9 protein-coding genes and 2 pseudogenes are annotated in these 13,337 nt (G+C 73.5%); 5 read left to right on the top strand and 6 right to left on the bottom strand.

Annotated elements, in window-relative coordinates; all coding sequences use genetic code 11:
• Positions 1-43 precede the first annotated feature (43 nt).
• From E1295_RS33725 to E1295_RS52630, 3 genes and pseudogenes are all read right to left on the bottom strand, one after another.
• Positions 44-919 (bottom strand): virginiamycin B lyase family protein, encoded by an 876-nt coding sequence (locus E1295_RS33725; protein WP_166427529.1) that lies wholly within the window; start codon positions 917-919, stop codon positions 44-46.
• Positions 913-1,584, bottom strand: a pseudogene (locus E1295_RS52635) (ATP-binding cassette domain-containing protein); the annotation flags it as partial. The pseudogene E1295_RS52635 and the gene E1295_RS33725, both read right to left, overlap by 7 nt.
• A 579-nt stretch (positions 1,585-2,163) precedes the next feature.
• Positions 2,164-2,652 (bottom strand): annotated as a pseudogene (locus E1295_RS52630) (ATP-binding cassette domain-containing protein); the annotation flags it as partial.
• A 136-nt stretch (positions 2,653-2,788) separates the two neighbouring features.
• Between E1295_RS52630 and E1295_RS33715 the strand changes: the two are divergent.
• Complete coding sequence (locus E1295_RS33715) at positions 2,789-3,376, top strand: TetR/AcrR family transcriptional regulator (protein WP_425465377.1); 588 nt, start codon at positions 2,789-2,791, stop codon at positions 3,374-3,376.
• A gap of 52 nt (positions 3,377-3,428) precedes the next feature.
• On the opposite strand, the gene E1295_RS33710 is transcribed toward E1295_RS33715, so the two are convergent.
• A complete protein-coding gene (locus E1295_RS33710; RefSeq protein ID WP_246080657.1) occupies positions 3,429-5,057 on the bottom strand; it encodes a serine/threonine-protein kinase in 1,629 nt (542 codons plus the stop codon).
• 231 nt (positions 5,058-5,288) lie between these two features.
• Here E1295_RS33710 and E1295_RS33705 point away from each other — a divergent pair, with 231 nt between their 5' ends.
• Both E1295_RS33705 and E1295_RS33700 read left to right on the top strand, forming a co-directional pair.
• Positions 5,289-5,555, top strand: coding sequence for a DUF6504 family protein (locus tag E1295_RS33705; RefSeq protein ID WP_132636847.1), 267 nt, complete (start codon positions 5,289-5,291; stop codon positions 5,553-5,555).
• Positions 5,555-9,193: a DNA polymerase III subunit alpha gene (locus E1295_RS33700; RefSeq protein ID WP_181958083.1), complete on the top strand. Its 3,639-nt coding sequence runs from the start codon at positions 5,555-5,557 to the stop codon at positions 9,191-9,193. Before E1295_RS33705 ends, E1295_RS33700 begins: the two co-directional genes overlap by 1 nt.
• 27 nt (positions 9,194-9,220) lie before the next feature.
• Here E1295_RS33700 and E1295_RS33695 read toward each other — a convergent pair whose 3' ends face one another.
• Both E1295_RS33695 and E1295_RS33690 read right to left on the bottom strand, forming a co-directional pair.
• Positions 9,221-9,922, bottom strand: a complete 702-nt coding sequence (locus E1295_RS33695; RefSeq protein WP_246080655.1) for a DUF4328 domain-containing protein — start codon at positions 9,920-9,922, stop codon at positions 9,221-9,223.
• A 65-nt stretch (positions 9,923-9,987) separates the two neighbouring features.
• On the bottom strand, positions 9,988-10,635 hold the full coding sequence (locus E1295_RS33690; protein ID WP_132636843.1) for a response regulator: 648 nt from the start codon (positions 10,633-10,635) through the stop codon (positions 9,988-9,990).
• Between the two features lie 91 nt (positions 10,636-10,726).
• On the opposite strand from E1295_RS33690, the gene E1295_RS33685 reads away from it, so the two are divergent.
• Positions 10,727-11,404, top strand: a complete 678-nt coding sequence (locus E1295_RS33685) for an ABC transporter ATP-binding protein (protein WP_132636841.1) — start codon at positions 10,727-10,729, stop codon at positions 11,402-11,404.
• Positions 11,401-13,329 (top strand): FtsX-like permease family protein, encoded by a 1,929-nt coding sequence (locus tag E1295_RS33680; protein WP_132636839.1) that lies wholly within the window; start codon positions 11,401-11,403, stop codon positions 13,327-13,329. The genes E1295_RS33685 and E1295_RS33680 overlap by 4 nt, the downstream gene beginning before the upstream one ends.
• Positions 13,330-13,337: the final 8 nt, after the last annotated feature.

The raw sequence follows: 13,337 nt of genomic DNA, 5'->3' as shown, positions 1-13,337 counted from the left end.
CCCTGGAGGCGGACGCCCCGAGCCGGCCGGCTCACGACCCCGGTCAGATCGGTACGCGGGCCAGGGCGCCCGCCTCCAGGGCCACCCAGATCGCCCCGTCGGGCCCGGCCGTCAGCCCGTGCGGCTCGCTCCTGCGTGGTCCGTCCGGCCCGTCCGGCAGGCGGGGGAGCGGATGGTGGTCGATGACGCCGTCGGTCGTGATGCGGCCGAGGCGGCCGGCGGCCCATTCGGTGAACCAGAGGGCGCCGTCGGGGCCGGTGATGATGGCATGCGGGCGGGCCTCCCGGTCGGGCAGGGCGAATTCGCGGATGCCGCCCGCGGTGTCGATCCGGCCGACCTGACCCGCGCCGATCTCCACGAACCACAGCGCCCCGTCGGGGCCCAGCGTGATGCCCACCGGCGCGCCGCCCTCCGTGGGGAGCGGGTGAACGGTCACCTTGCCCTCCATCGACACGCGGCCGATGGCGTTGCCCTGGTTGAGGGTGAACCAGAGGGCGTCGTCGGGACCCGCCGTGAGGAACGCGGGCATGCCGCCCTCCACCGGCACCTCGAACTCGCTCAGCGTCCCGTCGGCCGCGACGCGCCCGATCCTGCCGCTCTGCATCTGGGTGAACCACATGGCGCCGTCGGGGCCCGCGACGATGCCGTAGGGGGAGTCGGCCGGGTAGGCCGTCACCTGCCCGCCGGCGGTGATGCGGCAGACCCGGCCGCCCTTGCCCTCCGCGAACCACAGGGCCCCGCCGGGACCCGGCGTGATCACGGTCGGCTGGCCGTCGGCCGGGTCGAGCTGGTGGATCGCCGGCTCCTGACCGGGCACCAGCCTCCCGACACGTCCCTCGTGGGCGAGCGTGAACCACAGGGCTCCGTCCGCCCCCGTCGTGATGCCGTACGGAGAGCCGGCACTGATCATGGTCAACATATGGTTCCCCCCATGAGGACGATCTCGTTACCTCGGAAACGCCGGGTGAGAGCCCGGTCGTGTGACACCACGACGAGGGTGCCGTCGTAGGAGTCGAGCGCCTGCTCCAGCTCCTCGGCCAGCACCGGTGACAGATGGTTGGTCGGCTCGTCGAGCAGCAGCAGGTCGTGCTCCCGCCCCAGCAGCCTGGCCAGCGCCAGCCTGCGCTGCTGCCCGACCGACAGGGCGCCCGCCTTCTGGTCGAGGGTGTGCGGCCGGAAGAGGCCGGTGGCCAGCAGGGCGTCCCGGCGCTCGTCGGGGTAGCCGGCGCCGTACGCGTCCAGCACGGTCTGGTCCGGGTCGAACGCGACCTCCTGCGGAAGGAACCCGACCCTGCACCCGACTGCGCACCCGGCCCTGCACCCGACTGCGCACCCGGCCCTGCACCCGACTGTGCATCCGGCCCTGCACCCGACTGTGGACCCGGCCCTGCACCCGGCCCTGCACCCGGCGTGCTCGGCGATGGTCCGCAGCAGCGTGGACTTGCCCGCGCCGTTGGCGCCCGTGACCAGCAGGCGGTCACCTGCCCTGATCGTCAGCGCGTCCACCCGCAGCCGGTCACCGACCCGTACGTCCCGCAACTCCACGACCACGCGGGCCGGCGCATCCCCACGCTCGCCGGCGGTGGCACCGGCCGGCGCGGAGGGAGCGGTCGCCCCCGCCGCGCCCTCATGCTCGCCCGTCGTCGCCCGCGGCTCGCCCGCCGTGCCGTCATGCTCGCCCGCCGTCGCCCCTGGCGGGCCGTCGAACGAGCCGCGGAAACGGAGCGGGTCCGGCGGGCGGGGGACCGGGTCGGCCTCCAGCCGGCGCAGCCGCTCGTGGGCGTTGCGGACCCGGCTCGCGATCGAGCTCTGCACCCGCCCCGCGTTCCGGTCGTAGGCCATCTTGTTGTTGTCGCGCATCACCCGCCCCGCGGCCACCCGGTGCGCCGTGGTGGCCGCGTGCTCGCGCACCTGGCGCACCTCCTCGCGCCACGCCGCGTACGACTGCTCCCAGCGCGCCCTGGCCGCCGCCTTGGCGGCGAGGAAACCGGTGTAGCCGCCGCCGAACCGCGTGACGGCGCCCCGCTCGACCTCGAACACCGCCGTGGCCACCCGGTCGAGGAAGATCCGGTCGTGGGACACGGCGACCACCGTGCCCCGGTGCTCGCGCAGGCGGTCCTCAAGCCAGGCGAGCGCCGACGCGTCGAGGTGGTTGGTCGGCTCGTCGAGCAGCAGCACCCGGGGCGAGGCGGCCAGTACGCAGGCCAGGCCGAGCCGCGCCTGCTCGCCGCCCGACAGGCTCGACAACACGCGGTCGCGGCCCACGTGGGCGAGGCCGAGGCCGTGAAAGGCCCGGTCCACGCGCGCGTCCGCGTGCCAGCCGCCGCGCGCCTCGTACGCCGTGAGCAGCTCGCCGTACTCGTCCATGACGTCGTCGGTGAGCGAGGACTCCAGCTCGCGCATCCGGCGCTCCATGGCGCGCAGGCCGGCCAGTGCGGCGTCGATCACCTGCTGGACCGTGCGGGACTGCGGCAGCCCCTGCGTCCGGCCGAACGTCTGGTCGAGCGTCTGGCCGAGGTAGCCGGCGTCGTCCGGCACGGTGACCTCGCCGTCGTCGGGCGTCTCGACCCCGGCCAGCAGCCGGAGCAGGGTGGACTTGCCCGAGCCGTTGTCGCCGACGACGCCCGCCCGCTCGCCGGGGCCCACGGACATGGACGCGTCGACGAGCACGGCGCGGTCGCCGTAGGAGTGGGAAACCTTGCGGAGGCTGATCAGGATAGAACTCCAATCGCAACTGATGTAGCTTTAGTGTGCCACGCCGGGGAAGCTAATGCAACTGGAGTAGATTTTGCAGTCGAACAAGCGGCCGGGCGGGCGGAGCGCGCGCGTGCGCGACGCCGTACGCCGGGCGACGCTCGCCGAGCTGGGCGAGCACGGCTACGCGGGCTTGACGGTGGAGAACGTCGCCGAGCGTTCAGGGGTGCACAAGACGACGGTCTACCGGAGGTGGGGCAACGTCGCGGGGCTCATCTCCGACGCTCTCGACCTGGCCACCGACGAGCCGTGGCCGATCCCCGACACCGGCTCGATCGAGGGTGACCTGCGGGGCATCGTCCAGCTGGTGCGCAGCGGGTTCGACGATCCGGAGCTGGGGCCGGTCTCGTCGGCGTTCGTGGCGGCCGCCATGCAGAGCCCCGACGCGGCGCGGGCGCTGCACGAGTTCTTCGCGGCGCGGCACGAGCAGTCGGCCGAGGTGGTCCGGCGGGCGGTCGCGCGGGGCGAGCTGCCGGGCCACGTGGACGTCCACGAGGTGATCAGGGTCGCGGTCGCCCCCGTCTACTACCGGCTGTTCGTCGCGCACGAGCCGGCGACCGAGCAGGACGTCGACCGCGCCGCCGACGCCGCGCTCGCCGCCGCCCGCGCCGGCGTCCTCTGAGCCGGGCCACGGGCGAAGTGCGCCCGCCGGCCGGCGTCGTCCGAGCGCGCGCTCAGGGCTCCTGGTGGGCGCGCAGCTCGAAGTCGTCGAACGTCGTCTTCAGCAGTGACGTGCCGTCCTTCGCCGTACGCGCGAACAACCCCACATTGCCGTTGCCGATCCCGTTGGGGTCGTCCACCTGGTGCACCCGCTGGTCGTTCACCCACATCGTCAGCCGCACGGTCGTCCCCCGCTGCTCGCACGACGCCACGATGCGGGCGGGCTTGCCGGGCAGCCCGTCGACCTGCACGGGCTGGGCCAGCGTGCCGCCGGCGCCGTCGAAGATGCGCCGGATCCTGGCCTGTCCCTTCGTGTCGATCCCGAACTCGTAGTAGGTGTCGTCCTCGGGGTTGTGGCAGTAGACGCCGTATTCGCCGGCGCCCTCCGCCTTCTCGACCTCGGAGGTGACGGCGACCACGACGGACGACGGCAACATCGGCGTGGGCGTGGCCGACGGGTCGGGCGTGGTCGTGGGCTCGGCGATGAGGAAGGGGATGGGTGCCTCCGCCCAGCGCTCCTCGGTGTACTTCTCCACGTCCAGCCCGTAGGTGCCGTCCGTGCGGTAGCCGTAGCTGGAGCTCTGGTCCGGGTCGTAGGTGCCGTTCCAGCCGCCGGTGGTCTGCGTGAAGTCCTCGCGGTAGAGGACGCGCAGGTCGTCGGGCGGCCCGTCGGAGCCGAGCAGCGTCCACGCGGTCAGCCCGCCGGCCACGACCAGCGCCGTGGACGCCGCGATCCCCGCGATCAGCTTGCCGCGCCCTTCCGCCGCGCCCGGCCGCACGGCGGTGTAGGCGGCGGTGGCGGCCTGCTGCCAGGTCACCTGTACGGTCTGCGCCGCCTGCTCGGGAGCGGCCGACCGTCCGACGAGGTGGTCGAGCAGCTGCTGCGCGGTCGGCCTGGCCGCCGGGTCCTTCCGCAGCGCGGCCCCGACCAGCTCGCGCAGGCCGGGTTCGACGGCGGTGAGGTCGGGTTCGGTGTTGAGCACCTGGTAGACGATCGCCGGCAGCGTGTCGCCGCCGAAGGGCGCCCGCCCGCTGGCCGCGTACGCCACCAGGCAGCCCCACGAGAACACGTCGCAGGCGGGGGAGACCGGATCGCCCCTCAGCACCTCGGGAGCCATGTAGCGGGGCGTGCCGACCAGCTCGCCCGTGCCCGTGACGCCGCCGAGCGTGTCGAGGGCCCGCGCGATGCCGAAGTCGATCACCCGCGGGCCGACGGGGGACAGCAGCACGTTGGACGGCTTGAGGTCCCGGTGCACGACCCCGGCGCCGTGGATGGCGGTGAGCGCGGTGGCGACGCTGACGGCCAGCGCGTCGAGGCTGGACCCGCGGAGGGGTCCTGAGCGGTGTACGGCCTCCTCCAGGTTGGGGCCCGGCACGTATTCGGTGACCACGTAGAGCTGGTCGCCGTCGAGAGCGGCCTCGATCACCGCGGCGGTGCAGAACCTGCGCACCCGCTGGGCCGCGTCGGCCTCGCGCCGGAACCGCATGCGGAACTGCTCGTGCTGGGTGAGTTCCGGGTTGATCACTTTGACGGCGACCCGCTGCCCGGTGGGGTCCTCGGCAAGGTGGACCGTGCCCATCCCGCCTCGGCCCAGCACGTTCAGCAGCCGGTAGCGCCCGATCTGGGATGTTTCACCGCTCACGCCGCGCTAGCTTACCGATCCCGGCCCGTTCGGCGCAGACCCGTACGGAACCCGTGTTCGCCGGCACGCGCCACGGCGTTCCCTTCCCCCCGTACGAGGGAAGAAGGGCAGCCTCGGGGGCAGGGTGAACGACTTGCGTTCCGGGCGCTGAGAACATATGTTCGATAGGTAAGCGCCCGCCTTCCCCCGGGCGGCTCCACATACAGACCAGAGCCGGCGGGGAGAAGCGTCTTGAGCAGACTCTATGGCGATCCGATAGAGGTGTGGACCAGAGACGGCGAGCCGACCCAGTTCGTCTGGCGCGACCGCCTCTATCTCGTGCGCCGGATCCTCGACCACTGGGTGGTCGCGCGCGAATGGTGGAAGACGAACGAGGGCGATCCGGGCGAGCGCCGGTTCTGGCGGGTCGAGGCGGGCCCCGGCCGCGAGGTGGGTTCCTACGAGCTGCGCTACGACACCGCGGGCAACGGCTGGCTGCTGCTGAGGGCGTGGGACTGATGGCGCCCCCGTTCCCGCACCTCAACGTGTGCTCGGCCTACTCCATGCGCTACGGCACCGCCTTCCCGCGCGCGCTGGTGAGCCGGGCGGCCGAGCACGGCATGGACATCCTGGCGCTGACCGACCGCGACGGGCTCTACGGCGCGATCAAACACGTCCAGGCGTGCGCGGAGGCCGGCATCGCGCCGGTGCTCGGCGTGAACCTCGCGCTCGACGTCCCGCCGCCCAGCCTGCTGCCAGGGCTGCCGCCGCCCCGCCGTCCCCGGACCGGCCCCGGCGCGGAGGACCGCGTCACGGTGCTGGCCCGCGGGCGCGGCTGGTCCCGCCTGTGCCGCCTGGTCACGGCCGCCCACCACGCCGGTGACGGAGCTCGGCGGGGCGAGCCCAGGCTGACCCGCGAGCTGGCCGGCGAGTGGGCGGGCGAGCCGGGCGGCGAGCACGGGTTCGGCGCCGAGGACGGGCTCGTGGTGCTGCTCGGCCCGAGGTCCGACGTGGGCCGCGCGGTGGCGGAACGCCGCGACGAGCAGGCCAGGACGCTGCTCGGCCTGTGGCGGGCCGCGGTGCCCGGTGTGGTGATCGAGCTGGTCGACCAGTACGGCTTCCGCGACGCCATCACGGCCGTGCGCATGCTCGCGCTGGCCGAGTCCGTGGGTGTGCCGGCCGTGCTGACCAACGCCACCCGCTACCTCGACCCGGCCGACCACCAGGTCGGCGACGTCCTCGACGCGGCCCGCCAACTCGTCCCGCTGCACCCTCGCCACCTCGACCGCACCACCTCGCACGCCTACCTCAAGAGCGGCAAGGAGATGAGGCAGGTCGCGGCCAAGGTCTGCGGCGCCGACCAGGAACGGGTCGCGAAGCTGCTGTTCACCACCCGGCGGCTGGCCGAGGCGTGCGCGATCGACCCCCGCAGGCTGCTCGCGCTCCGGAACGACCCGCCCGACCTGCACCTGCCCGAGATCGGCCGTGACCCGGTGCCGCTGCTGCGTCACCGGGTCGAGGACGGCCTGCTCGCGCGCGGCCTCGACCGTTCGGCCGACGCCAGGCGGCGCCTCCAGGACGAGCTGGCCATCATCGAGCGGAAGCGGCTGTCCGGATATTTCATCGCCGTGGCCGGCATCACCGACATGATCCGCGGCATGGGCGTCCGCTGCGCCATCCGCGGCTCCGGAGCGGGCAGCCTGGTCAACTACCTCGTCGGCATCGGCGAGGTCAACCCGCTCGACCACGGCCTGCTCATGGAACGGTTCCTGTCGGAGGGCCGCATCGGGCTGCCCGACATCGACATCGACGTCGAGTCGGCCCGCCGCCTCGACTGCTACAAGGCCATCTTCGAGCGCTACGGCGAGGCGCGCGTGGCCTGCGTGTCCATGATGGAGACCTACCGGGCGCGCAGCGCCATCCGCGACGTCGCCGGTGCGATGGGCCTGCCACCGCACGAGATCGACGCCATCGCCAAGGCGTTCCCGCACATCAGGGCCAAGCAGATCACCGCGTCGCTGAACGACCTGCCCGAGCTGCGTGAGAGCCGGCTCGGCGACGCGGGGCTGGAGCGGGTGTTCCGGCTGGCGGAGAAGCTCGACGGCCTGCCCAGGCACATCGCGCTGCACCCGTGCGGCGTGCTGGTCGGCAACGCGGGGCTGCGCGACAGGACGCCGGTGGAGCGCAGCCTGCTGGAGTTCCCGATGTCGCAGTTCGACAAGGAGGACGTCGAGGAGGCCGGGATGCTCAAGCTCGACGTGCTGGGCGTGCGGATGCAGTCGGCGCTGGCGTACGCGCTGGGCGAGATCAAGCGGGTCGACGACGTCGTGGTCGAGCTGGACACCCAGCAGGGGGACGACCCGGAGGCCCAGTACGTCCCCCACGACGACCAGGACACCTACGACATGATCAGCGCCGGCCGCACCCTCGGCTGCTTCCAGATCGAGTCGCCCGGCCAGCGCGAGCTGGTCGCCAAGCTGGAGCCGCGCAGGATGCACGACCTGATCGTGGACATCTCGCTGTTCCGCCCGGGGCCGGTCAACTCCGACATGGTCACCCCCTACCTGGAGGCCAGGCACGGGTGGCGCAAGCCGTACTACCCGCACGAGAGGCTGCGGCAGGCGCTGAAGGAGACGCACGGCGTCGTGGTGTTCCACGAGCAGGTGCTCAGGATCATCTCCGTGATGACCGGGCGCGACCTGTCGTTCGCCGAGCTGCTGCGGCGCACCCTGGACACCCCGGAGGGGCGCGAGCGGGTACGCCGGACGTTCGTGCCCCTGGCCAGGGCCAACGGCTTCGGCGACGCGGCCGTCGAACGGGCCTGGAAAGTGCTGGACGCGTTCGGGGCGTTCGGGTTCTGCAAGGCGCACGCGGCGGCGTTCGCGCTGCCCACCTACCAGTCGGCCTGGCTGAAGCGGCATCACACGGCGGCGTTCTTCGCCGGCGTGCTCACCCACGAGCCCGGCATGTATCCGCCGCGCGTCATCATCGACGAGGCCAGGCAGTGCGGCATCAAGATCCTGCAGCTCGACGTCAACAGGTCGGGCAAGGACTGGCAGGTCGAGCGGCTCGGGCCGCGCGTGCGGGTGCGCGTGCGCCCGTCCGAGCTGGGTGACGGCCCGGCGGGGCGGCGCGGCTTCCGCCAGGAGGAGATCGGCAAGGGGTACGCGTTGCGGGTGCCGTTCTCGGCGGTCAAGGGGGTGAGTGAGGCGGAGGTCGAACGCATGGTCGCCGGGCAGCCGTACACCTCGCTGGCCGACTTCTGGGACCGCGCCCGGCCCTCCCGGCCCACGATCGAGCGGATCGTCCAGGTCGGCGGCCTGGACGCGCTCCACGACCTGCACCCGGGCGGGCCCCGCTGGCGTCCGGGTGAGCTGACCCGCCGTGACCTGATCGCCCAGGTCGGAGCGCTCCAGCGGGCCTCGGGGACCGGCGTGCGGGCCGGCCCGCACAAGTCCAGACGTTACGCGCCCCCGCCCTCCCGGGAGGAACATCCGTCCGTGCAGCTCCCGCTCGGCTTCGGCGAGCACCTCCCGCCGGGCGAACTGCCCGAGATGACGGAGACGGAGATGGTCGAGGCCGAGCTGGAGATCCTCGGCATCGACGTCAGCCGGCACGTCATCAGCTTCCACGACGAGCTGCTCGACGCGCTCGGAGTGGTACGTTCCAGAGACCTGCTCGCCCAGCGCAACGGCACGGAGGTGCTGGTCGCGGGCGTCAAGGTGGCGACCCAGACGCCGGCCGTGCGCTCGGGCAAGAGGGTCATCTTCGCCACGCTCGACGACTCGACGGGGCCGGTCGACCTGACGTTCTTCGAGTCGGTGCAGGGGCGGTGCGCCTCGATCGTGTTCGGCTCGTGGCTCATGCTGGCCAGGGGAGTGGTCAGGCGCACGGGCACGCGGGCGGTGTCGGTACGCGCGATCGACTGCTGGAACCTGGTGGATCTGGACGCACTCCTGCGCTCCCAGGGCATCGAGGCGGTCCGTGCCGCCATCGCCCGGTCCGAGGAGGAACTCGCGGGGGTCGGGGGCCGCGCCATCGAATATCCCAACGGGTTCAGGCTCTCGCCCTACTCCGACATCGGCCCAGCCGTCACCGAACCGCCCAGGCGGCTCTGGCACGCCAGCCCCGGCAGCTCAGGCCCCACCGCCGCCTGAACCACCGCGCAGATCGGGTGCGGCGACCTAGCCGGCGCGTCCGATCGGGGTGGAGCCCGGGGCCGGGCGCGGCTCGGGGGCGAAGGCGCGTACGGCGCCGAGTTCCGCCTGCCGGGGTGCCCTGGTGCCCCGCTGGAGCCGGGTCAGCTCGCGTACGGTGGCCCCGCACAGCAGGGCCGCCAGCGCCGAGCAGGTCAGCTCCAGCATGCCCACCCCCGTCAGGTCGAGCTCCGACGAGCCGAACGGCAGCCGCACGGTGACCAGCGCCAGCATGGCCAGCCAGCTCACCCACCAGCCGGTCAGCAGCGCCAGCCACCGGCCGCGGCGGCCCGCGGGCGGCCGGGCGCCGCGCCACACCTCGTCGACCAGCACGGCCGGGGCGATCAGGTTGACGCCCGGGATCAACCAGGCGGCCGCCACGGGGCCGGTCGCGGCCGAGCGGTCGTTGGCCTGCCTGGCCCGCACGAGCCAGGTCACGTAGGCGGCGGCGACCGCGACGGAGGTGCCCGCCACCAGCATCATGAGCACCGCGAACATCGTCACCGCCCCGACCACGGCCTCCGCGTCGGCCCCTGTGGGCCGGCCGCCGAACGCGGCGAGCCGGGCGGCGAGGTCACGGCCCCACGCCTGCTCGAAGATCACGAGAGCTCCGATGGAGATGACCTGGGCGACCAGGGTCACGTGTACGGCGAGGGCGGCTCTCGCGGGCGATGCCTGGGTGTGGCGCACGTTGTTCTCCCATGGCCATGCGCTGAGGTTCTGACTCACTTGTATCCCGTGAGCCCTCCCGCTAATCAGCGCACCACGCCGGATTCCCACGCCCACGCCGCGATCTCCACGCGGTTCCTGACGCCGAGCTTGGCGAAGATGCTGCCGAGATGCGTCTTGACCGTCGACAGCGACACGAACAACTCCGCGGCCACCTCCTGGTTGGTGCGCCCCCTGGCGATCAGGCGTACGACGTCCAGCTCGCGATCGGTCAGCGGGTCGTTCGCCGGTGCCGGGGCACGCCGGGGCTGGGCCACGTGCTGGAGCAGGCGTACGGTCACCGACGGCGACACCAGCGCGTCGCCCGCCGCCGCGGCCCTGACGGCCTCGATCAGCAGGGTGGGCCCGCTGTCCTTGAGCAGGAACCCCGTCGCGCCGGAGCGCAGTGCTCCGTAGACGTACTCGTCCAGGTCGAAGGTGGTGACGATGACGACCCGCAGCGGGTTCTCGACCCCCGGCCCCGCCAGGACGCGGGTCACCTCGAGGCCGTCGAGCTTGGGCATCCTGATGTCGAGCAGGCACACGTCGGGCCTGAGCCGCCGGGCCTGCGCCACGGCCTCGGCGCCGTCGGCCACCGCGGCCACGACCTCCATGTCCGGCTGCGCGTCCAGAATCATCTGGAAGCCGGTGCGTACCAGTTGCTGATCGTCGGCGATGAGAACCCGAATAGTCACGCCCCAACTCTAGAGATCGGCCGTTCGGCCGATGCCCTTCTGGCCGCCCGGCCGATCCGCCGCACCCCCGGCCGCCCCGAGGCTGGACGTCATGAACGACGTGCTTGTTGGACGAGGCCTGGCCAAGAGGTTCGGGCAGACGGTCGCCCTGGGCGGTGTGGACATCGCGGTGCGCGCCGGCGAAGCCGTGGCGATCATGGGCCCGAGCGGGTCGGGCAAGTCGACGCTGCTGCACTGCCTGGCCGGGATCATGAAGCCGGACGCGGGCGAGGTGCACCTGCTCGGCGGGCGCATCGACGCCATGTCCGAGCGCAGGCGCAGCGCGTTGCGCCGCACCCGCTTCGGGTTCGTCTTCCAGTTCGGCCAGCTCCTGCCCGAGCTGCCCGCAGAGGAGAACGTGGCGCTCCCGCTCATGCTGGACGGCGTGCCCCGGGCGCAGGCGGTGCGCCGGGCACGCGAGTGGTTCGCGCCGCTCGGCCTGCAGACCATGGAGGGCAGGCGGCCCGGCGAGCTGTCCGGCGGCCAGGCGCAGCGGGTGGCCATCGCCAGGGCGCTGGTGAGCCGCCCGGCCGTGGTGTTCGCGGACGAGCCCACGGGGGCGCTCGACCAGCGCACGGGGCACGACACGATGCGGCTGCTCGCCGAGGCGACCAAGCACAACGAGGCGTCCCTGATCGTCGTCACCCACGACCCTGACGTGGCCGCGTGGTGCGACCGCACGGTCGAGGTCCGCGACGGCCTGATCGTGCCGAGCGGGGTGCGCGCGTGAACCTCGGCCTGACCTGGCGGCTGCTGAAAGGCGGCGGCAAGGGGATGCTCGGCACCTGGCTCACCTTGGGCGCCGTCGCCGTGTCCACGGCGCTGCTGCTGTTCGCGGTGGCCGCGAACTTCGCCTTCGAGGCCAGGGGCGAGCGCGGCGCCTGGCGCAACCCGGTGCCCGCGACGTCCGGCGCGGTGGCCGTCCAGGCGTCCCGCTACGACTACGTACGCGACCAGGCGATCAGCGTCGTCGACCTGGGCGCGCTCGGCCGGGCGCCCGCCCCGCCCGGCATGCCGCGCTTCCCCGCCCCCGGCGAGGTGTGGCTCTCGCCCGCGCTGGCCGAGCTGGCCGCGCGGCTGCCGGCCACCGAGCTCGCCGATCGCTACCCCGATCCCGCGGGCGTGCTCGGCGACGAGGCACTGGTCCATCCGGACGAGCTCGTCGCCGTCGTCGGCCACGAACCCGGCGCGCCCGCGCTGACCGCGAAGCGCAGCGACGACTGGGTCATCGCCAAGCCGCCCACCAAGGTGGCCGGCCTGACGGGCGCGCCGAGCGAGGACTCCGAGGCGTACCGGGTGCTGGCGCTCATCGCGAGCGTGCTCATGGTGGTGCCGCTGCTGGTGTTCGGCGGCGCCGCGGCCAGGCTCACGGTGGCCAGGCGCGACCAGCGGCTGGCCGCGCTGCGGCTGGTCGGCGCGACGCCGGGGCAGGTCGTCGCCATGACCGTGGCCGAGGCGATGATCGTCGCGCTGGCCGGCGCCCTCGCGGGAACGGTCGCGTTCGCCCTGGCCGTGCCGCTGCTGGCGGGCATCGAGATGCAGGGCGGCCCCTGGTTCGCGGCTGACCTGTTCCCCGGCCCGCTGGTCCTGGCCGCGGTGCTGGTCGCGGTGCCGCTGCTGGTGGGGCTCTCCGCGGTGATCGGGCTGCGGCGCGTCGTGGTGAGCCCGCTCGGCGTGGCCAAGCGGGAGACCCCGCCCGCCATGCGGTTCGTACGGGTGCTCGCCCTGCTGGCGGTGCTGGCCGTGTTCCCGACGCTGACCCGGAGCTCCAGCGTCACGATCATCGCCGTGGCGCTCGGCCTGGCGTTCCTCTGCGTCAACCTGGCCGGGCCCTGGGTGGTCGGGATGATCGGCAGGGTCACGGCCGCGAGCGCGCGCAGGCCGGCCCGGCTGCTGGCGGGCCGGCGGCTGGTGGACGACCCGCGCTCGGCCTGGCGCACGGTGAGCGGCGTGGCGCTGACCGGGTTCGTGGCGGGCTTCCTCGGCCTGCTCAGCCCGGGGGCGTTCGAGGGCGAGACCGGGCCGCCCCAGCTCCGGGTCACCGCGCCCGCCGGACAGGTGACGAAGGTGACCGGGCAGGCGCGCGAACGGCTGGAGCGGGCGAAGGTGACGGCCACCGTGGAGGCGTCGGACGACGTCGTCGTCGCCGCTCTGGGCAGCTCCGCCGACGCCGCCGCCGTCGACCGGGCGCGCACCGCGCTCGCCGGGCTCGTCCCCGGCCGCACTCCCACGACGAAGGCGGACGACCAGCGCTTCGGCGTGCAGATCCTGGCCGACGTCCGCGTGGGCACGATCGTCGTGCTGTCGGTGTCGTTCCTGGTGGCCATCGCCAGCGCGGGCATCACGGCCGCCTCGGCGATCCTGGACCGGCGGCAGACGTACGGGCTGCTGCGCCTGGCGGGCACGCCGCTTGAGGTGCTCGACAGGGCCCGCCGCGCCGAGACCCTCATCCCGCTGGCCGTGATGGGCGGCGGCGCGATCCTGGTCGGGGTGTTCTGCGCGACGCCGTTCATGCTGGGCGGGATCAGCGCGGTGGGCGCGCTCACGCTGCTCGCCTGCGTCGTGGCCGGCTTCGCCGGCGTGATCGGGGCGGGCGCGCTGAGCAGGCCGCTGCTGCGGTCGGTGACCGCCGACCCGGCGCCGCGCCCCGACTGACCGGCGTA

It is taken from the genome of Nonomuraea mesophila, assembly GCF_004352805.1.
GTDB lineage: Bacteria > Actinomycetota > Actinomycetes > Streptosporangiales > Streptosporangiaceae > Nonomuraea > Nonomuraea longispora.
Note: the sequence above shows the minus strand (reverse complement) of the source record. Positions and strands in the feature narration are given on the sequence as shown.

What these genes read in the sequence shown, in the direction of transcription:
- E1295_RS33685 (WP_132636841.1), top strand. Translation starts at nt 10,727, where the DNA reads ATGAACGACGTGCTTGTTGGACGAGGCCTGGCCAAGAGGTTCGGGCAG.
- E1295_RS33700 (WP_181958083.1), top strand. Translation starts at nt 5,555, where the DNA reads ATGGCGCCCCCGTTCCCGCACCTCAACGTGTGCTCGGCCTACTCCATG.
- E1295_RS33725 (WP_166427529.1), bottom strand. Translation starts at nt 919, where the DNA reads ATGTTGACCATGATCAGTGCCGGCTCTCCGTACGGCATCACGACGGGG.